This is a genomic window from uncultured Friedmanniella sp., assembly GCF_964244285.1.
GTDB lineage: Bacteria > Actinomycetota > Actinomycetes > Propionibacteriales > Propionibacteriaceae > Microlunatus.
In genome coordinates this window covers 190,692-209,164 of record NZ_CAXTHT010000005.1, presented here as the reverse complement: position 1 = coordinate 209,164, position 18,473 = coordinate 190,692, and the positions used below count along the sequence as shown (strand labels likewise).

The following is an 18,473-nucleotide window of genomic DNA, read 5'->3' as shown; positions in this document are numbered from 1 at the left end:
CAGGATCGATCCTGACGGGTAGTCGCGTCAGGATCGATCCACGTGGGTTGCGGTCAGCTCGCGGCGGTCTTCACAGCCCTCCGCAGCAGCGTCGCGATGGTCGTGGCCGCCGCGCCGGCAGCGCTGGTCACGGCGTACTCCGTCGGCCAGAGGTTTCCGTCGTCCAGCCGCGCCACGTCACTGAAGCCGAGCGTCGCGTACCGGACGCCGAACTTGGCGGCCGGCTTGAAGAAGCACACCAGCCTGCCGTCCCCGTCGACGTAGGCGGGGAACCCGTACCAGGTCTTCGGGCGCAGGTCGGGCGCGGCCTCGCCGACGAGGGTGTGCACCCGTTCCGCGAGCACGCGGTCCCCGTCCGCCATGGCGGCGATCGCGTCGAGGCATGCCTGGGCCTCGTCCGCCTTCTTCGCGCCGACGCGGCCCGAGGACCGCAGCTCATCGGCTCGGGCCTTCATGGCGGCCTTCTCGGCGGCGCTGAAGCCGGTGCTGTTCGTGGTGCCCATGGCGACCTCTTCTCCTGCTGCGGTTGCTGGTACTCCTTCGACGGGCTGGCCGCCCTGGATGTGACGGCTCGGCCGGTCCCGAGGACCGCGGGTAGCGTGGCGACGGTGACCGTGTCCGAGCCCGACCCCGAGACCGAACCCGCCCCCCGACGACTCCCCCGGGGCGGTGACCTCGCCGTGGTGGGTGGGCGGATCGTGCCGGTGGTGGGCGAGGTGGTCGAGTCGGGCACCGTCCTAGTCCTTGGCGGGGTGGTCGCCGCGGTCGGCGCCGACGTCGACGTGCCCGAGGGGTTGCAGGTCATCCGGGCCGAGGGCTCGTGGGTGCTGCCGGGCTTCGTCGAGTCCCACGCCCACGTCGGGGTGCACGAGGAGGGGCTTGGCTGGGCCGGCTCCGACGGCAACGAGCTGACCGACCCGGCTGGGGCGCGCTTCCGGGCTCTGGACGGGATCAACCCCGCCGACGAAGGCTTCCGGGACGCCCTGGCCGGCGGGATCACCGCGGTGGTGGTCAAGCCCGGCTCCGGCAACCCGATCGGCGGCCAGACCGTCGCCCTCAAGACGTGGGGCCGGATGGTCGACGAGATGGTCCTCGCCGAGCCGTGCAGCGTGAAGTCGGCGCTCGGGGAGAACCCGAAGCGGGTGTACGGGGAGAAGAAGCAGACCCCGTCCACCCGGCTGGGCGTCGCCTCGGTCATCCGGGACGCCCTGCGTGACGCCCAGGACTACGCGGCTCGGCGAGCGGCCGCCGCGGCCGAGGGCAAGCCGTTTGACCGGGACTCCAACGCCGAGGTGCTGGTCCGGGTGCTGGACGGCGAGCTGCCCTGGTGCCAGCACTGCCACCGGTCCGACGACATCGCCACCGCGATCCGGCTGGCGGAGGAGTTCGGCTACCGGCTGGTGGTCAACCACGGCACGGAGGGCCACCTGCTGGCCGACGTGCTGGCCGAGCGGCACATCCCCGTCATCATCGGGCCGCTGTTCACCTCGCGCAGCAAGGTGGAGGTCAACCTCCGCGACCTGCGCAATCCCGGCCTGCTCGACCGCGCCGGCGTGACCATCGCCATCACCACCGACCATCCGGTCGTCCCGATCAACTTCCTCGTCTACCAGGCGATCCTGGCCGTCAAGGAGGGTCTGGACCGCGGAGCCGCCCTGCGGGCGCTCACCATCAACCCGGCCCGGATCCTCGGCCTGGACGCCCGGGTCGGCTCGCTGGAGGTGGGCAAGGACGGCGACCTGGTGATCTGGGACGGCGACCCGCTGGACATCATGAGCCGGGCCCGCACCGTCGTCGTCGAGGGTCGGCGGGTCTACGACTTCGACGAATCGCTCGGCCGCGGGGTCACCGTCGACCCCTATCGTCGCGCGGGCGCCTGACCTTATCGGCGTCCGGCCCTGAGAAACTCATTCCAGTTCGGGACCGAGGTCGGGCCCACCGCCTGAACGGCCGTGGCCGGCTCGAACTGGACTGAATTTCTCAGGGAGTCAGCCCGGTAGCTCCAGCGCCGACGCGAGGGGGACCCCCGGCCGGTAGGCCAGGTGGGTGAAGCTCGGGGCGTCGAGGACGGTGAGATCGGCCGGGGCGCCGACGACGAGGCGTCCGACGTCGGTCCGGCGCAGCGACGCCGCGGCGGTCGCCGTCGCGGCGAACAGCGCCTGGGCCGGGGTCATCCCCAGCTCGCGGACGGCAAGAGCGATCACGAAGGGCATCGAGCTCGACGCGCAGGTCCCGGGGTTCCAGTCCGTGGCCAGGGCCACCGGGACGCCGGCCGCCAGCAGCCGGGCCGCGTCGGGGTAGGGAGAGCGGGTGCTGAACTCGACACCCGGCAACAGGGTGGCGACCGTGGTGGCGCGGGCGTCGGCGAGCGCCCCCACGTCGGCGTCGCTCAGGTGGGTGCAGTGGTCGACGCTGGCCGCGCCGAGCTCGACGGCCAGCCGGACGCCGGGACCCGGGGCGAGCTGGTTGCCGTGCACCCGCAGCCCCAGGCCGGCGGCGGCCCCGGCGGTCAGCACGGCTCGCGCCTCGTCCTCGTCGAAGGCGTGCGGCGAGGCCGGCTCGCAGAAGACGTCCACCCAGCGCGCGTACGGGGCGGCGGCGGCCAGCATCTCGCCCGTGACCAGGGTGAGGTAGTCCGCGCGGTCCGCGCCCGCCGGGACGACATGGGCGCCGAGGAACGTGGTCTCGCTGGTGACCTCGCCGGCCAGCCGCAGGGCCCGGACCTCCTCGGTCACGCTCAGGCCGTAGCCGCTCTTGATCTCCACCGTCGTCGTGCCCTGGCGGCGCAGCTCGGCGACCCGATGGGCGAGCAGCCGGCGCAGCTCGTCCTCGCCCGCGGCCCGGGTGGCTTCGACGGTGCTCGCGATGCCGCCGCCGTCATAGGACTCACCCCCCATCCGGGCGACGAACTCCGCGCTCCGGTCACCGGCGAAGATGAGGTGGGTGTGGGCGTCGACGAACCCGGGGACGACGCTGCGGCCCTCGAGGTCGATCCGCCGGTCGCACGCCGGGGCCTGCGAGGCGGGGCCGATCCAGCCGATCAGCCCGTCCTCGGCCACCAGCGCGGAGCGGTCCCGCCGGCCGAGGCCGTCCGGCCCGGTGCCGTCGCAGGTGATGAGCTCGGCCATACCGGTGACGAGGGTGCTCAGCACCGCTCCTCCCACAGGTCGCCCAGCGCGGCCGCGAGCAGCCGGGCGGGGTCGCCCAGCCGGTGCCGTCCGTCGCGGACCACCGTCTCACCGGCGACGACGACCCGGTCGACGTCGGCGCCCGTCGCGGCGAAGATGATCTGCTCCGGCTCGGCCCCGACGGTCCGGACGGAGTCGCCGCGGACCACGACGAAGTCGGCCGAGGCACCGACGGCCAGCCGCCCGTCCCCGTCGCGGCCCAGGCTGGCGTAGCCATTCGCGGACCCCGCGGTGACCAGCTCGGCCGGAGTGAAGCAGCCCCGTCGGCCGGAGGAGAGCCGCTCGTTCAGCTCAAGCCCCCGCAGCTCCTCGAACGGGTCGACCACGGCGTGGCTGTCCGACCCCAGGCTGACCGGGCTGCCGGCCCGGGCCAGCGCGGACGCCGGGCCGAGGCCGTCGGCCAGGTCGCGTTCGGTGGTCGGGCAGAAGCAGGCGGTGACCGTCGCGTCGCCGAGCAGAGTCACGTCGCCGTCGGTGGGGTGGGTGGCGTGCACGGCCGTGGTCTGCGGGCCGAGCAGCCCCGCGTCGGCCAGCAACCGGGTGGGGGTGGCGCCGTAGCAGGCCAGCGCGGCCGCGTTCTCGGCAAGTTGCTCGCTGAGGTGGACATGCAGCGGGCCGTCGGTCCGGACTGCAGCCAGCTCGGTTAGGGCGCGCGGTGAAACGGCCCGGACCGAGTGCGCGGCCGCGCCCACGACGACGTCGCCCCGGGGTGCGAAGTCCGCCACCCGTTCGGCCCAGCCGTCGACCGAGCCGTCGGAGAACCGTCGCTGCACCTCGTCCAGCGGCAGGTGGCCGTCGGGCCCCAGACCGCCGCTGAGGTAGCAGACGTCGAGCACGGTGAGCCGGATCCCGGCCTCGGCCGCCGCCTGCACCAGGGCCGCACCCATCGCGTTCGGGTCGGCGTACGGGCGGCCGTCCGGGCCGTGGTGCAGGTAGTGGAACTCCCCCACGGCCGTCCAACCGGCGAGCACCATCTCCGCGAAGGTGGCCCGGGCCAGCGCCAGGTAGCGGTCCGGGTCGAGCCGGCGGGCGACCGCGTACATCTGGTCCCGCCAGGTCCAGAAGCTCCCACCCCCGGAGTGGGTCCGGCCGCGCAGCGCCCGGTGGAACGCGTGGCTGTGCCCGTTGGCCAAGCCGGGCAGGGCGACCCCGTGCAGCATCTCGTCGCCGGGCTCGGCAGGGCCGACCTCGACCGAGGTGAACCGACCGTTCGCCACCACCAGCCGCACCCCGGCCCGGCACCCGTCCGGCAGCCAGGCGTGCTCGACCCAATAGGCCTGCGGCATCAGCCCTCCCGCAGCGGGATCCGCACCCCGTGGTCGGCGGCGACCTGTTCGGCGCGCTCGTAGCCGGCGTCGACGTGCCGGATGACGCCCATCTCCGGGTCGTTGCGCAGCACCCGGGCCAGCTTCTGCGCCGCGAGCGGGGTCCCGTCGGCCACCGAGACCTGACCGGCGTGCAGCGACCGGCCGATACCGACGCCGCCGCCGTGGTGGATCGAGACCCACGTGGCGCCGGAGGCGGTGTTGACCAGCGCGTTCAGCAGCGGCCAGTCCGCGATCGCGTCGGAGCCGTCGAGCATCGACTCGGTCTCCCGGTACGGGCTGGCCACCGAACCCGCGTCCAGGTGGTCCCGGCCGATGACGATCGGCGCGCTCACCGCGCCGGAGGCCACCAGGTCGTTGAAGGCCAGGCCGGCCCGGTCCCGCTCGCCGTGGCCGAGCCAGCAGATCCGGGCGGGCAGCCCCTGGAACGCGATCTTCTCCCGCGCGCCGCGCATCCACTTCTGCAACCGGTCCTGGTCGGGGAACAGGTCCATCACGGCCCGGTCGGTGACGTCGATGTCGCGAGGGTCGCCCGACAGCGCAGCCCAGCGGAACGGCCCACGGCCCTCGCAGAAGAGCGGCCGGATGTAGGCCGGGACGAAGCCCGGGAAGTCGAACGCGCGGGCGTAGCCACCCTGGCGGGCCTCGTCGCGGATCGAGTTGCCGTAGTCGAAGACCTCGGCGCCCGCGTCCTGGAAGCCCACCATCGCCTCGACGTGGCGGGCCATCGAGTCCCGGGCCATCTCGGTGAACTCGGCCGGCTTGGCCGCCGCCATCTCGGCCCAGTCGGCCAGCTCGACCCCGACCGGCAGGTAGGCCAGCGGGTCGTGGGCGCTGGTCTGGTCGGTGACGATGTCGATGGCCACGCCGCGGCGCAGCAGCTCGGGGAAGACCTCGGCACAGTTGCCGACGACCCCGATCGAGCGGGCCTCTCGAGCGTCCTTGGCGGCGAGGGCCAGCGCGACCGCAGAGTCCAGGTCGTCGGCGACCTCGTCCAGGTAGCGGTGCTGGCGGCGCCGTTCGAGCCGGGCGCGGTCGACGTCCACGATCAGGCAGACACCGTCGTTCATGGTGACCGCGAGCGGCTGCGCACCGCCCATCCCGCCGCAGCCGCCGGTCAGGGTGAGCGTGCCGGCCAGGCTGCCGCCGAAGCGGAGCTCGGCGACGGCGGCGAAGGTCTCGTACGTGCCCTGGACGATGCCCTGGGTGCCGATGTAGATCCACGAACCGGCCGTCATCTGGCCGTACATGGTGAGGCCCAGCTGCTCGAGCCGACGGAACTCCGGCCAGGTGGCCCAGTCCCCCACCAGGTTCGAGTTGGCCAGGATCACCCGGGGCGCCCACTCGTGGGTCTGCATCACCCCGACAGGCCGGCCGGACTGCACCAGCATCGTCTCGTCCGGCGCGAGGGTGGTGAGCGTACGCACCATCGCGTCGTAGGAGCGCCAGTCCCGGGCGGCGCGACCGGTGCCGCCGTAGACCACCAGGTCGTCGGGGCGCTCGGCGTTCTCGGGGTCGAGGTTGTTCATCAGCATCCGCAGCGGAGCCTCGGTCTGCCAGGACCGGGCGGTCAGCGCGGTGCCGCGGGGAGCGCGGACAGGTCGGGCGCCTTCCATGGTGGATCTCCTTCGCTGGTGGTGGGTCGGGGTTCGGTTACTTCAGGGGGCCCGTGACGGCCTCGACGGCGGCGAGCAGACCGCCGGTGGCGACGAGCTGGACGCAGGTCTCGATCTCAGGGGCCAGCCAGCGGTCGGGACCGGGGCCCTCGACCCCGGCGGCGCGGAGGGCGGCGACCGCCGCCGCCGTCGCGGGGGCGGGAACCAGCGGCGAGCGCAGGTCCAGGGCGCGGGCGGCGACCATCAGCTCGATCCCCAGCACCCGGGTCAGCCCGTCGACGGCCCGGCGCAGCTTGCGGGCCGCGGACCAGCCCATCGAGACGTGGTCCTCCTGCATCGCCGAGCTGGGGATGGAGTCGACCGAGGCCGGGACGGCCAGCCTCTTCAGCTCCGAGACCACCGCAGCCTGGGTGTACTGGGCGATCATCAGCCCGGAGTCGACGCCGGGGTCGTGGGCGAGGAAGGGCGGCAGCCCGTTGCTACGGGCAGCGTCCAGGTGCCGGTCGGTCCTCCGCTCGGCGATCGAGGAGAGGTCGGCGACGGCGATGGCGAGGAAGTCGAGCACGTAGCCGACGGGCGCGCCGTGGAAGTTGCCGTTGGACTCGACCCGACCGTCGAGGGTGACCACCGGGTTGTCGACCGCCGAGCACAGCTCGACGTCCGCCACCCGTGCCGCGTGGTCGACGGTGTCGCGGACCGCCCCCGCCACCTGGGGCGAGCAGCGCAGCGAGTACGCGTCCTGGACGCGGGTGCAGCCGCCTGGCTGTCCGGGCACCAGCCGGTGGCTCTCCCGGATCGGGCTGCCGCTGAGCAGGGTGCGCAGGTTGGCGGCCGAGGCCACCTGGCCGGGATGGGGCCGCAGCCGCTGCAGGTCGGCGGCGAAGACGTCGTCAGTGCCGAGCAGCGCCTCGACGCTCATCGCCGCGGTGATGTCGGCCACCCGCAGCAGGGCCCGGAGGTCCGCGATGGCGAGGACGAGCATGCCGAGCATCCCGTCGGTGCCGTTGATCAGCGCCAGCCCCTCCTTCTCGGCGAGGACGACCGGTCTCAGACCCGCCTCAGCCAGCGCCTCCGCGGCGGGCCGCCGGCGGCCGGACGCGTCCCGCACCTCGCCCTCACCGGTGAGCACGAGGGCACAGTGGGCCAACGGCGCGAGGTCGCCGGAGCAGCCGAGACTGCCGTGCTCGTGGACCACGGGCGTCACTCCCGAGTTCAGCAGGTCGACGTAGGCCGTCAGGGTCCCGACCCGGACGCCGGTGCGGCCGGTAGCCAGGGTCGCGGTCCGCAGCACCATCAGGGCACGGACGACCTCGCGCTCGACCTCCGGGCCGGAACCGGCCGCGTGCGAGCGGACCAGGCTGCGCTGCAACGCGAGCCGCTGGCCGACGGCGATGTGCCGGGTGGCCAGGGCGCCGAACCCGGTGGAGACGCCGTAGTGCGGGTTGACGTCCTCGGCCAGGGCCTCGACGATCTTCCGGCTCGCGGCCACCTCGGCGCGGCTGTCCACCGAAAGGGTGACCCGAGCATCGTGCCGGGCCACCGCGACGACGTCCGCCGGTGCGACCCCGCCGGTGCCGATCTCGATCTCGAGCTGCTCCATGCCTCCCATCGAACCGCCGGCCGGAGCCCCGCCGCCAGGTCCGCCGCCCGGAATCTGTCCCGCCAGTGAGACAGTGATCACGTGCCGGACTCTCCCGCCGCTGCTCGGGCCCTCCAGCTGCTGACCCTGCTCGGCGGTCAGGCCGAGCCCCTCGCCGCGTCCCGGATCGCCACCGACCTCGGGCTGGCCCGCTCCACGACCTACCGGCTGCTCGCGGTCCTGGCCGACCAGGGGTACGTCAGCTACCTCCCCGAGAGCCGTACCTACGGGCTCGGCGTGGCCGCGTACGAGCTGGGCTCGGCCTACTCGAGGCAGGCGCCGCTGGCCCGGATCGCCCGTCCGCTGGTCCGACGGCTGGTCGACCGGACGGGAGTCAACGCCCACCTGGCGGTCCTCTCGGGCCGCGACGTGCTCTACGTGATCGAGGAGCGGGCACCCGGCCGGCCGGCTCTGGTCACCGACGTCGGTGTCCGCCTGCCGGCGCCGGTGACGGCCAGCGGTCTGGCCCTGCTCGCGGCGCTCCCGACGGCTCAGGTGCGGGCCCTCTTCCCCGACGCCAGCGCCCTCACAGGGTCGGCCGCTGGTGCCGCTACCGCGTCGAGCCCGGCGACCCCGACGGCCCTGCGTCGGCTGCTGGTCGACGTCCGGCGTCGGGGTCATGCGGTGGAGCAGGGCTCGGTGACCAGCGGCCTCTCCTCGGTCGGGCGGGCGGCGCTGGACCACACCGGCCACCCCGTCGCCGCCGTCGCCGCCACCTACCCGGACGATGCGACGGATGGACCGGCTCGAGCCGAGCTGGTCCGGGCGGTCACCGGAGCGGCCGAGCAGTTGACCCGTCGGCTCAGCCTCCGCACGCACTGAACGGTGTGCGCGGGTCACTCGAGCCACCTCACAAACTTGTGACGATCTTGTGACCAGGCTGAGAGCGGTTTCAGGTATCGCGCTCGCTCCGTCCCCCTCTAGGTTTCCGATGTCGACCGGCACCGGCGCGTGCCGGAACGAACTGGTCGACCAGATCTGGAAGGTGTCTCGATGACCCGAGCTCGGTTACGGAGCCGCAGGACCGTCGCAGCAGGGAGCGCCCTGCTGCTGGCCGTCCTGGGCGGCTCCCTTGCCGCCCCCGCCCACGCCGCACCCGTCACCCCGCGGGTGGTCCCCGACTGTCCGCAGACCGTGCCGGTGGGCTCGGTGACGACGGGCATGGTCGGTCAGGGCCTCACGGTGGTGACGGGGACGACACCCTCACCGTTCAAGGTCGAGGTGCTGGGCGTGATGAAGAACGGCATCGGCGCCGGCCGCGACCTGATCATGATCAAGGTCTCCGACCTCCCGGGTGAGCACGTGATCGACCAGGGAGCCGGTATCTGGGCCGGCATGTCGGGCTCACCGGTGTACGTGGACGGCAAGCTGTTGGGCGCGGTCTCGTACGGCTTCACCCTGGCACCCTCCCCCATCGGCGGACTCACCCCCGCCGCCGACATGGCTCCCCTGCTCGACCTCGGCGGAGCCGCCGCGCGGCGGCCCGCCCAGCAGACCAACGCCAGGCTCAAGCTGTCGACCGCGGCGCGCAAGCAGCTGGCGGCGAAGGCCGGCACGTCGACCCCCAAGGGCACGCTGCAGCCCATCGTCACCCCCTTGGGCGTGAGCGGACTCTCCTCCGGTCGCGTCGACCGGCTGCAGTCGGACCTGACCAGTGCGGGTCGGACCTACAAGGCCTACGCGGCGGGAGGCCACTCCGGGTCCGCCGCGGGCGGCACGCCCACGGAACGGCCGGAGGCCGGCGGCAACTTCTCCTACAGCATCTCCTCGGGTGACGTCGACGCCTTCGGGACCGGCACCACCACGCTGGTCTGCGGTGACCAGGCCCTCGCCTTCGGTCACCCGATCGACCTGGCCGGACCGGTCAGCTACACCGCGAACAACGCCGACTCCCTGGCCATCGTCCAGGACAACACCTTCGGGTCGTTCAAGATGGCCAACCTCGGCGCGCCGATCGGGACGCTCGACCAGGACCGCACCGAAGGCGTCCGGGCTGACCTGACCAAGACCCCGGACACCACCACGGTGACCACCGTGACCGAGAACCGGGACACCCGCGCCTCCCGCACCGGGACCACGCAGGTCTCCGACCCGAAGTCACTCTCGGGCCTGCTGCCCTACATCGTCTTCGCCGGCCAGGACGCCGTCTTCGATGAGTGGAACGACGGCATCGCGAGCAGCAACTGGACGATCAGCGGCACGCGGGCCGGCGGGAAGCCCTTCTCGCTCAGCCGGGCCAACTCGTGGGCCTCGCGCGACGACGTGACGATTTCCCCGGCGATCGACGTCGCGTCGGCGGTCGACCAGCTCGTCAACAACGACTACGAAGCCGTCACCATCGACAACATCAGCTTCGCCTCCACCATGAAGACCAAGTACCGCCAGCGTCACATCACCGTCATGTCGGTCTCGGTGAACGGGGGCAAGTTCACCCAGGCGAAGCGGCTCAACCTCCAGGTGGGCGACACGCTGAAGATCCACGTCGGGATGAAGGAGTACCGGGGCACCGGTACCCACTTCCTGACGCTCGGCATGACCGTGCCGAAGAAGGCCCGCGGCCAGGTCGCGAGCCTGTCGGTGATCGGCGGTGCGGCGCTGAGCGACTTCGGTGACTTCGACGAGGAGGGGTGCCTGTTCGACGACGAGTGTGGAGACTCCGACAGCGCAAACGGGTCGCTGAACAAGGTCATCTCCTCGATCAAGTCGGCTCCCCGCAACAACGCCGTGGTCGCCGAGCTCAGCTACGACGACGACGACGAGGGCTCGACCGTCACGGCCGCCAAGACCAGCAAGCTGGACACGCTGACCGTCACCGGCGGCCGCGACATCCTGGTCCGGGTGCGCTGACCGGCTGACCCGCTCGACCTGCTGCGCCTCGTCCCTTTCCGGGGCGAGGCGCAGCGTCGTTCGGTCGACGTGTCGGGCGCTCATCCCGGTAGGGTGAGCGTTCCCGGCGCACTGCGGCGTCCGGACCGACCAGCTGTGCTCCGGAGCCCCCTGCCGATGGCGACCTTGAGTGACGTGGCCCTGCGGGCCGGCGTCTCCGTCAGCGCGGTGTCGCGGGTGTTGAGCGACGCCCCGGAGGCGCGGGTCAGCCCGCAGACCCGCGAACGCATCCGTGCGGCAGCGCGCGAGCTCAACTACCGGCCCAACTTCGCCGGTCGGGCGCTGAAGTTCTCCCGCACCGACGTCATCGCGCTGGTGGCGCCCGACCTGACGAACGCCTTCCTGACCGAGCTGGTGCTGGGCGTGGAGGAGGAGGCGGCGCGCTGCGGCTACATGCTGCTGCTCGGCCGATCCGAGGACCTCAAGCCGGGCGGGGAGATGGTGAGCCGGCTGGTCGGGGAGGGACGGGTGGACGGGATGCTCGTCCAGGTCGGGGACACCAGCCGGCTCGAGGACCTGCAGGAGCTGGTCGACGCGGACCTGCCGGTGGTGTTCATCAACTCGGTCGAGGCGGGCCACGCCAGCGGCGTCGTCCTCGACGACGAGCGCGGGGCCGGCATGGCCACCCAGCACCTGCTGGAGCTCGGGCACCGCGACATCGGCCTGCTGGGCGGGCTGCCGCACACCTGGACCGCCCGCCGCCGACGCGCCGGCTTCCTGGCCACGATGCGGGCCGCCGGGGTTCCCGCCGCCCGGAACTGGATGACCACGCTCGGCTACACCGCGCAGCAGGGCCGCGACGCGCTGCGCCGGGTGATGACCCGCCCCGCCGCCCCGACCGCGCTCGTGGTGGCGAACGTGAACGCGGCCATCGGAGCGCTGCAGGAGGCGCGTCGGCTGGGCCTGGACGTCCCCGGCGACCTCTCGGTCGTGGCCGTGCACGACGCCTGGACCGCCGAGAACACCTGGCCCCCGTTGACCGCGGTGAAGATGCCGATGCACCAGCTGGGCCAGGCGGCCGTCCGGGCCCTGTACAACCGGCTGCACGCCCTCCCCGTCGAGGACCACGTGGTCGCCGACCCCGCTCCCCGGTTGATGCTGCGGGAGTCCACCCGCTTCCTCAGCGCTCCCTGAGGGGTCGGCTCACCAGGAGTGGGCCTGCGGCGAGCGACCCTTGCCGATCTTGCGGCCCCGGTTGATGTCGAAGATGTCGTCCAGGCGGGCCATCGCGGACTCGTCCAGCGCCAGCGCGGCCGCCCGGTCCAGGCCGTCGAGCTGCTGAGGAGTGCGGACGCCGACGATCGCCGAGCTGACGGCCGGGTGCTGCAGGACCCAGGCGGTGGCCACGACATGCTCCGGCTCCCCGATCTCGCGGCAGAGCGCCGAGAAGTCGACGAACTGGGAGTTGCCCGAGCCGAGGGAGATCCCGTACTCCTCCTCGACCTGGCGGGTCCGGGACCCGTCGAAGGACTGCGTCTTGCCCGTCAGCAGGCCACCGCCCAACGGCATGTAGACGATCACGCCGACGCCGAACGCCTGGGCCGCGGGCAGCACCTCCATCTCCGGCACCCGGCTGAGGAGGTTGTACTGGGTCTGCTCGGAGACGAAGCCGGTGAAGCCGCGCTGCCACGCCTGCAGCTGGGCCCGCGCCAGGCCCCAGCCGGAGTAGTTGCTCGAGCCGGCGTAGAGCACCGAGCCGTCGGCGACGACCCGCTCGTAGGTCCCCCACAGCTCCTCCGCCGAGACCTGCTCGTCGATGTGGTGGATCTGGTAGAGGTCGACGCGGTCGGTCCGCAGCCGGCGCAGTGAGTCGGCCAGGTGCTTGCGCACCTTGTAGGCCGAGAATCCCTGCTCGGCCCGGGCGGCACCCAGGTCTCCCATCGGGTGGTAGACCTTCGTGGCCAGCACGATCTCGTCCCGCACCCCCGGACGGGCGGCGAGCCAGCTCCCGATGATCTCCTCCGAGCGCCCCCGGCCGGCGTCCCCGCCGTAGACGTTGGCGGTGTCGATGAAGGTGATGCCCATCTCGACCGCCCGGTCCAGGATGGCGTGCGACTCCTCCTCCGTGGCTTTCGGGCCGAAGTGCATCGTGCCCAGGCAGATGCGGCTCACGCTCATCGCCGAACGGCCGAGCTTGGTGTACTCCATCGGGGGTCCTCCTCGTCGAGGTCGACGGTCCGACCATGCCGCGTTCACCCCAAACCGGCAGTCCTCGGACCTTTGCGCCCCCATTCTTGCCTCGGAGCGAGGTCAAGATCAAGCGTTTGCTCTTGGTCCCTCCGGCTGCAGCGTTGGAAGAGAAATTGCTCGAGGGTCAGTCCTTGACACGGGGGCAGGAGCGGGTCAACGATCAGACCTACGAGGTCTGACGTGTGTCCCACGTCACCTTCGCGCCGCCCACCCGGTCGGCGAGGACAACGCTGTCTGCCGAGGAGTGCTGTGCGAATCTCTCGTCTCACCAAGATCGTGTCGGCGGCCGCGGCCACCGTCCTGCTGGCTGCCTGTGGTAGCGGAAGCGGGGGTGGTGGGGGCACCAGCTCCACCGGCTCCGGTGACCAGCCCGTCGAGCTGACCTGGTTCATGTGGTCGGGCTCGGACGTCGAGAAGAACGCCTGGCTCCACGTCGGCGACATGGTCACGGCGAAGTACCCGAACATCAAGATCAAGTTCGAGACCACGCCGTTCAACGACTTCTGGACCAAGCTCACCACCCAGGCGGCCAGCGGTGGTGCCGCCTGCATCATCGGCCTGCAGGGCCAGCGCGCCCCCCAGTTCGGCAGCCTGCTGGTGCCGCTGGACGACTACATGGCCAAGGAAGGCGTCAAAGCCGCCGACTACGTGCCGAGCATCACCCAGGGCCTGCAGTACGACGGCAAGCAGGTCGCGCTCCCCTACGACGTCGGTCCGTTCGTCGTCTTCTACAACAAGGACGCCTTCAAGGCCGCCGGCCTCAAAGAGCCCAAGCAGGGCTGGACGCAGGAGGAGTTCCTGGCCGACGCCAAGGCCCTGACCAAGGCCCCGAAGTACGGGTTCTGGGCCCAGAGCGACATCAGCGCCGTGATGCCGTTCGTACTGAGCTCCTCCGGCAAGGCCGCCGTCAACGACGCCGGCAAGCTCGACGTGAACAACCCGGAGTGGAAGGCCAGCGTGCAGATGTACACCGACCTGGTGAGCAAGGACAAGGTCTCCCCGCAGATTCCCAGCGCGAACTCCTCCAGCGCGTCGGCCAACCAGTTCCTCGCCGGCAACGCCTACATGTCCCTCGACGGACCCTGGGACCTGATCAACGCCCGGGCCCAGGCCAAGTTCAAGGTCGGCATCGCCCCGATGCCGACCGGCGCAACCGGTTCCAAGACCTGGTCCGACGGCTCCGGCTTCGGCGTCACCCAGAGCTGCAAGAACCCCGACGAGGCGTTCAAGGCAATCAGTGTCATCACGGGCAGCGAGGCCGAGCAGTACCTCGGTACCCAGGGCAGGGCGTACCCGGCGCTGATCTCGGCGCAGGAGTCCTGGTACAAGGGCAACAACACCGAGGACGTGAAGCCCGTCATGGACTACGCCCTGGAGAACTCGGTGCCCTTCAGGACCACCGAGACCTGGCAGCAGGTCACCACCGTCTACGCCAAGCAGGCCGTGGCCACCTACAACGGCCAGGGCACCGTCGATGACCTGCTGAGCCAGACCCAGCAGCAGGGCGACTCCTGATCGACCCCCTCGCCCCTGAGCTCGTCGACGGCCTCTCGACGAGCTCGGGGCGGGGGGGCAGCCTTTTCCGGCCGTCAGTGAGAGGACCTCGTCCATGGCTCTACCCGTCAGCACCATCTCCACGGCTGGCACCGCGAGTGCGGCCCAGATCAGGCGCGGGCGCCGGGGGGACGGCGCTGCTGCCGCAGGGTTCCTGTCCCCCAGCCTGATCGGGCTGCTGGTCTTCACCACGTTCCCGATCCTGGCGTCCCTGGCCCTCAGCTTCTACAACTGGCCGGTCCTGGGCCGGCACACGTTCGTCGGCCTGAAGAACTTCCAGACCCTGCTGCACAAGCCCGAGTTCCTGACCGCGATCGGCAACACCTTGCTGTTCGTGGTGCTCTACGTCCCGCTGAACATCGTGATCTCGCTCGGCCTGGCCGTCTGGATCAGTCCGCGGATCAAGGGCCGCGGCTTCTACCGCACCCTCTTCTTCATCCCGGCCGTCACCCCGGTGGTGGCCAACGCAGCGATCTTCTCCCTCATCCTCTCCCCCAACGGCCTGATCGACTCACTGTCGCAGACCTGGCTGCACCGGCAGGCCCCGAACTTCCTCGGCTCCACGACGTGGGCGATGTCTGCGGTGGTGCTGTTGAGCATCTGGCAGGGCTTCGGCTACAACATGCTGGTCTTCTCCGCCGCCCTGGACGCCGTGCCGCAGACGCTGAGCGAGCAGGCGTCCCTGGACGGCGCCGGCAACCTCGCCCGCTTCTTCCGGATCATCCTGCCGCTGCTCACGCCCTCGATCTTCTTCGCCGTGGTGCTGACCCTCATCTCGTCGTTCCAGGTGTTCACGCAGGCCTACGTGCTGACCGGCGGCGGACCGGGTAACAGCACCACCACGATGGTGGTCTACCTGTACGAGCAGGGTTTCCAGTTCTTCAAGCTGGGCCTGGCCTCAGCCATCGCCTGGGTGCTCTTCGTGATCATCCTGGTGATCACCATCTTCCAGTTCATCGGCCAGAGAAGGTGGGTCAACTATGACCAGTGACGTCGTCCCCGTCGGGGTGCGGGACCTGCCACCGTCGGAACAGACCAGCCCTGCGCCGGTGGACCGACCCCGTCGTCGTCGCGGGCGGGCGTCGCTGGTGGTCTCCCAGAGCCTGCTGACCGTGGTCGCGATCGTGTTCCTGCTGCCGCTCATCTGGATGGTGCTGTCGGCGTTGAAGGGCAGCGCGGAGGTCTTCACGGTGCCCCCGAAGCCGTTCGGCGAGCACATCATGTTCGGCAACTTCCGTGAGGCCTGGAACTACCTGCCGTTCGGTCGCTTCATCCTCAACACCCTCTTCGTCGCCGGGGTCGGCACCTTGATCACCCTGGTGGCCTCGGCGATGTCGGCGTACGCCTTTGCGCGGCTGCACTTCCGGATGCGCGAGCAGCTCTTCGTGCTCTACCTCAGCACGCTGATCGTGCCGCAGGAGGTGATCGTCATCCCGATGTTCTTGATCATGCAGCAGCTGGGCTGGGTCAACTCCTACAAGGCGCTGATCTTGCCGTGGGCCTTCACCGCGTTCGGAACCTTCCTGCTGCGTCAGTTCTTCCTGACCATCCCCATCGAGCTCGAGGAGGCGGCCAAGATCGACGGCGCCGGCCACGTGCGCATCCTGACCAGCATCATCGTGCCCATCGCCGCTCCGGCCTTTGCCGTGCTCGCTGTCTTCACCTTCATCAGCTTCTGGAACAGCTTCCTGTGGCCGTTGATCATCATCAACGACACCAACCAGATGACGGTCCCGCTGGGGCTGCAGCTCTTTCTCGGCCAGCAGGGTCAGCGCTGGGAGCTGCTGATGGCGGCCGCCACGATCTCGATGGTCCCCACGGTCCTGCTCGTGCTGGCGCTGCAGAAGTACCTGGTCCGCGGGATCGCGCTCTCCGGTCTGGGCGGGCGATGACCCTCGACCCGGCGTTGGAGCCCCCCGTCTCCCGCTGGCCCCTGCACGCCGCGCTGCCCCCGTTCCGGGCTCCCTCACGGCGGACCCGGACCAGCGTGACCGATGACGCGATCACCCGGATCCGGCACATGATCCTGACCGGTGAGCTGGCTCCGGGGGACAAGCTGCCGCCCGAGTCCGACCTCGCGGCCGAGCTCGGACTGTCCCGGACCTCGCTGCGGGAAGCCGTCCGCGCCCTCACCCTGCTGGGGGTGATCGACACCCGCCAGGGCGACGCCAGCTACATCACCAACCTCGGCCCCGAGCTGCTCCTCAACGCGCTCGGCCTGGCCATGGACCTCCAGCGCGAGGACACCATGGCCGACCTGGTCGGTGTCCGCCGCATCCTCGAGCCCTCGGCGACCGCCATGGCCGCCAGCCGGATCACCGGTCCAGAGCTCGACCACCTGCGGACGCTGATCCGGCCCGAGCTCAGCGAGGAACAGGCCCGGGAGGCCGTCGAGCTGGACTGGGAGTTCCACCACGCGATCGCCCGCGCCTCCGGCAACGAGCTGCTGGTGGCCCTGCTGGACGGCCTGACCGCCCCCACGATGCGGATGCGGACGTGGCGGGGGCTGTCGGTGCCGGGGATCATCGAGCGCACCGTCGCCGAGCACGAGGCCATCGTCGGGGCGCTGGAGGACGGCGACGTCGAGCTGGCCCGGGCGACCGCCACGGTGCACGTCGCCGGCGTCGAGGCCTGGGTCCGCGCCCTGCCCCCCGGCTGGAGCACCCAGGCCGCGGCCGAGGTATCGATCCAGACCACCCGTTTCCACCGAGGCGAAGGAGCCCGATGACCTCACCGACCACGACCCCGCCCGAGACCGACATCTGGGCAGACGTCTCACGCCCGCTGCCGGCCTGGGTGCCCGAGGCCAAGCTCGGCATCTTCATCCACTGGGGCGCCTACTCCGTACCGGCGTGGGCCGAGCCCAGCGGTGCGCTGGGGGCGGTACCCGAGGAAGAGTGGTTCGCCCACAACGCCTACGCGGAGTGGTACGGCAACACCATCCGGATCCCGGGCAGCCCCGCGGCCGAGCACCACCGGGAGACCTACGGGGACGCACCCTACGACGACTTCCTGGACGCCTGGAAGGTTTCGAGGTTCGACCCGGCGGCCTGGGCGCAGCTCTTCGCCGACGCCGGAGCCGCGTACGTGATCCCGACCACCAAGCACCACGACGGCATCGCGCTGTGGGACGCCCCGGGCACCGGGACCCGCAACACCGTGCACCGCGGCCCGCGGCAGGACCTGGTGGGCGCACTTGCCGACGCCGTCCGGGCCGAGGGGATGCACTTCGGGGTCTACTACTCCGGCGGCCTCGACTGGAGCGTCAGCTCGTTCGGCCCGCACACCACCGGCGCCGAGGTGAGCGGGCTGAGGCCGAACGACGCCGCCTACAACGCCTACGCGTTGCTGCACGTGCGCGACCTGATGCAGCGGTACTCCCCCGACGTGCTGTGGAACGACATCAACTGGCCCGACTCGGGCAAGCGCACGGGCGCGTGGTCGTTGCACGAGCTCTTCACCGACTTCTACGCCGCCAACCCCGACGGGGTGGTGAACGACCGCTGGGGCGAGACGCACGCGGACTACCGCACCAGTGAGTACGAGCACGGCACCGACATCGAGACCGGCACGAACTGGGAGCAGTGCCGAGGCCTCGGCTTCTCCTTCGGCTACAACCAGCTCGAGGACACCGATGTCGTGCTGTCCGGTCACCAGCTGGCGCGGCTCCTCGGCGACGTGGTCTCCCGCGGCGGCCGGCTGCTGCTCAACGTCGGCCCGACGGCCGAGGGCGAGATCCCGGCGATCCAGCAGGAGTCGCTGCGCTCCCTCGGCCGCTGGATGGCCGCAGTGGGCACGACCGTCCGCTCCGCCTCGCGCTGGGACTCCCCCGCCGCACCGGCCGGAGACGACCCCTGGGTGCGCTGGCTCTCCACGCCCGACCACCTCGTCGCGCTGGTCGACCAGATCGGCACCACCCCGCTCGCCCTGCCCGCGGACAGGGCGGCCCTCGACCGGGCCGAGGTGCTCTACGGGACGGGCTCGGTGACCCGCTCCGACGCCGGACTCGAGGTGCGCATCGACGAGCTCGCCGACGGCCCCGCGGTGGTCATCATCCCCTGGTGACCCCTCCCCC

15 protein-coding genes are annotated in these 18,473 nt (G+C 71.4%); 9 read left to right on the top strand and 6 right to left on the bottom strand.

Annotated elements, in window-relative coordinates; translation table 11 throughout:
• Nucleotides 1-53: 53 nt before the first annotated feature.
• On the bottom strand, nucleotides 54-503 hold the full coding sequence (locus ACFE7W_RS14050; protein ID WP_375425428.1) for a hypothetical protein: 450 nt from the start codon (nucleotides 501-503) through the stop codon (nucleotides 54-56).
• Nucleotides 504-608: 105 nt separating this feature from the next.
• Between ACFE7W_RS14050 and ACFE7W_RS14045 the strand changes: the two genes are divergently transcribed.
• The gene (locus ACFE7W_RS14045) at nucleotides 609-1,880 is read left to right on the top strand and encodes an amidohydrolase (protein ID WP_375425427.1); all 1,272 of its coding nucleotides are present in this window, start codon (nucleotides 609-611) and stop codon (nucleotides 1,878-1,880) included.
• Nucleotides 1,881-1,988: 108 nt separating this feature from the next.
• On the opposite strand, the gene hutI is transcribed toward ACFE7W_RS14045, so the two are convergent.
• The 4 genes from hutI to hutH are packed head-to-tail and all read right to left on the bottom strand — an operon-like array spanning nucleotide 1,989 to nucleotide 7,729.
• A complete protein-coding gene (gene hutI, locus ACFE7W_RS14040; protein ID WP_375425426.1) occupies nucleotides 1,989-3,152 on the bottom strand; it encodes an imidazolonepropionase in 1,164 nt (387 codons plus the stop codon).
• The gene (locus ACFE7W_RS14035) at nucleotides 3,146-4,474 is read right to left on the bottom strand and encodes a formimidoylglutamate deiminase (RefSeq protein WP_375425425.1); all 1,329 of its coding nucleotides are present in this window, start codon (nucleotides 4,472-4,474) and stop codon (nucleotides 3,146-3,148) included. Before ACFE7W_RS14035 ends, hutI begins: the two co-directional genes overlap by 7 nt.
• Nucleotides 4,474-6,129: a urocanate hydratase gene (locus tag ACFE7W_RS14030; RefSeq protein ID WP_375425424.1), complete on the bottom strand. Its 1,656-nt coding sequence runs from the start codon at nucleotides 6,127-6,129 to the stop codon at nucleotides 4,474-4,476. Before ACFE7W_RS14030 ends, ACFE7W_RS14035 begins: the two co-directional genes overlap by 1 nt.
• 37 nt (nucleotides 6,130-6,166) lie before the next feature.
• The gene (gene hutH, locus ACFE7W_RS14025; protein WP_375425423.1) at nucleotides 6,167-7,729 is read right to left on the bottom strand and encodes a histidine ammonia-lyase; all 1,563 of its coding nucleotides are present in this window, start codon (nucleotides 7,727-7,729) and stop codon (nucleotides 6,167-6,169) included.
• Nucleotides 7,730-7,810: 81 nt separating this feature from the next.
• Here hutH and ACFE7W_RS14020 point away from each other — a divergent pair, with 81 nt between their 5' ends.
• The 3 genes from ACFE7W_RS14020 to ACFE7W_RS14010 all read left to right on the top strand — a co-directional run bounded on the left by ACFE7W_RS14020 (nucleotide 7,811) and on the right by ACFE7W_RS14010 (nucleotide 11,788).
• The gene (locus ACFE7W_RS14020; RefSeq protein ID WP_375425422.1) at nucleotides 7,811-8,590 is read left to right on the top strand and encodes an IclR family transcriptional regulator; all 780 of its coding nucleotides are present in this window, start codon (nucleotides 7,811-7,813) and stop codon (nucleotides 8,588-8,590) included.
• A gap of 171 nt (nucleotides 8,591-8,761) precedes the next feature.
• Nucleotides 8,762-10,615, top strand: a complete 1,854-nt coding sequence (locus tag ACFE7W_RS14015; protein ID WP_375425421.1) for a SpoIVB peptidase S55 domain-containing protein — start codon at nucleotides 8,762-8,764, stop codon at nucleotides 10,613-10,615.
• Nucleotides 10,616-10,771: 156 nt separating this feature from the next.
• Entirely contained in the window at nucleotides 10,772-11,788 is a 1,017-nt protein-coding gene (locus ACFE7W_RS14010; protein WP_375425420.1) for a LacI family DNA-binding transcriptional regulator, read from the top strand.
• Between the two features lie 9 nt (nucleotides 11,789-11,797).
• Here ACFE7W_RS14010 and ACFE7W_RS14005 read toward each other — a convergent pair whose 3' ends face one another.
• On the bottom strand, nucleotides 11,798-12,802 hold the full coding sequence (locus ACFE7W_RS14005) for an aldo/keto reductase (RefSeq protein ID WP_375425419.1): 1,005 nt from the start codon (nucleotides 12,800-12,802) through the stop codon (nucleotides 11,798-11,800).
• Nucleotides 12,803-13,093: 291 nt separating this feature from the next.
• Here ACFE7W_RS14005 and ACFE7W_RS14000 point away from each other — a divergent pair, with 291 nt between their 5' ends.
• The 5 genes from ACFE7W_RS14000 (at nucleotide 13,094) to ACFE7W_RS13980 (ending at nucleotide 18,463) form a co-directional block, all read left to right on the top strand.
• On the top strand, nucleotides 13,094-14,359 hold the full coding sequence (locus ACFE7W_RS14000; RefSeq protein WP_375425418.1) for an ABC transporter substrate-binding protein: 1,266 nt from the start codon (nucleotides 13,094-13,096) through the stop codon (nucleotides 14,357-14,359).
• 94 nt (nucleotides 14,360-14,453) lie between these two features.
• Nucleotides 14,454-15,389, top strand: coding sequence for a carbohydrate ABC transporter permease (locus ACFE7W_RS13995; RefSeq protein WP_375425417.1), 936 nt, complete (start codon nucleotides 14,454-14,456; stop codon nucleotides 15,387-15,389).
• Nucleotides 15,379-16,290 (top strand): carbohydrate ABC transporter permease, encoded by a 912-nt coding sequence (locus ACFE7W_RS13990; protein WP_375425416.1) that lies wholly within the window; start codon nucleotides 15,379-15,381, stop codon nucleotides 16,288-16,290. The genes ACFE7W_RS13995 and ACFE7W_RS13990 overlap by 11 nt, the downstream gene beginning before the upstream one ends.
• The gene (locus ACFE7W_RS13985) at nucleotides 16,287-17,126 is read left to right on the top strand and encodes a FadR/GntR family transcriptional regulator (RefSeq protein ID WP_375425415.1); all 840 of its coding nucleotides are present in this window, start codon (nucleotides 16,287-16,289) and stop codon (nucleotides 17,124-17,126) included. Before ACFE7W_RS13990 ends, ACFE7W_RS13985 begins: the two co-directional genes overlap by 4 nt.
• Nucleotides 17,123-18,463, top strand: coding sequence for an alpha-L-fucosidase (locus ACFE7W_RS13980; RefSeq protein ID WP_375425414.1), 1,341 nt, complete (start codon nucleotides 17,123-17,125; stop codon nucleotides 18,461-18,463). The genes ACFE7W_RS13985 and ACFE7W_RS13980 overlap by 4 nt, the downstream gene beginning before the upstream one ends.
• Nucleotides 18,464-18,473 lie beyond the last annotated feature (10 nt).

Bases quoted from the DNA above. Each gene is read 5' to 3' on its own strand.
- ACFE7W_RS14005 (WP_375425419.1), bottom strand. From the start codon at position 12,802: ATGGAGTACACCAAGCTCGGCCGTTCGGCGATGAGCGTGAGCCGCATC.
- ACFE7W_RS14030 (WP_375425424.1), bottom strand. From the start codon at position 6,129: ATGGAAGGCGCCCGACCTGTCCGCGCTCCCCGCGGCACCGCGCTGACC.
- ACFE7W_RS14035 (WP_375425425.1), bottom strand. From the start codon at position 4,474: ATGCCGCAGGCCTATTGGGTCGAGCACGCCTGGCTGCCGGACGGGTGC.
- hutH (WP_375425423.1), bottom strand. From the start codon at position 7,729: ATGGAGCAGCTCGAGATCGAGATCGGCACCGGCGGGGTCGCACCGGCG.
- ACFE7W_RS14010 (WP_375425420.1), top strand. From the start codon at position 10,772: ATGGCGACCTTGAGTGACGTGGCCCTGCGGGCCGGCGTCTCCGTCAGC.
- ACFE7W_RS13985 (WP_375425415.1), top strand. From the start codon at position 16,287: ATGACCCTCGACCCGGCGTTGGAGCCCCCCGTCTCCCGCTGGCCCCTG.
- ACFE7W_RS13995 (WP_375425417.1), top strand. From the start codon at position 14,454: ATGGCTCTACCCGTCAGCACCATCTCCACGGCTGGCACCGCGAGTGCG.
- ACFE7W_RS14015 (WP_375425421.1), top strand. From the start codon at position 8,762: ATGACCCGAGCTCGGTTACGGAGCCGCAGGACCGTCGCAGCAGGGAGC.
- ACFE7W_RS13990 (WP_375425416.1), top strand. From the start codon at position 15,379: ATGACCAGTGACGTCGTCCCCGTCGGGGTGCGGGACCTGCCACCGTCG.
- ACFE7W_RS13980 (WP_375425414.1), top strand. From the start codon at position 17,123: ATGACCTCACCGACCACGACCCCGCCCGAGACCGACATCTGGGCAGAC.
- ACFE7W_RS14050 (WP_375425428.1), bottom strand. From the start codon at position 503: ATGGGCACCACGAACAGCACCGGCTTCAGCGCCGCCGAGAAGGCCGCC.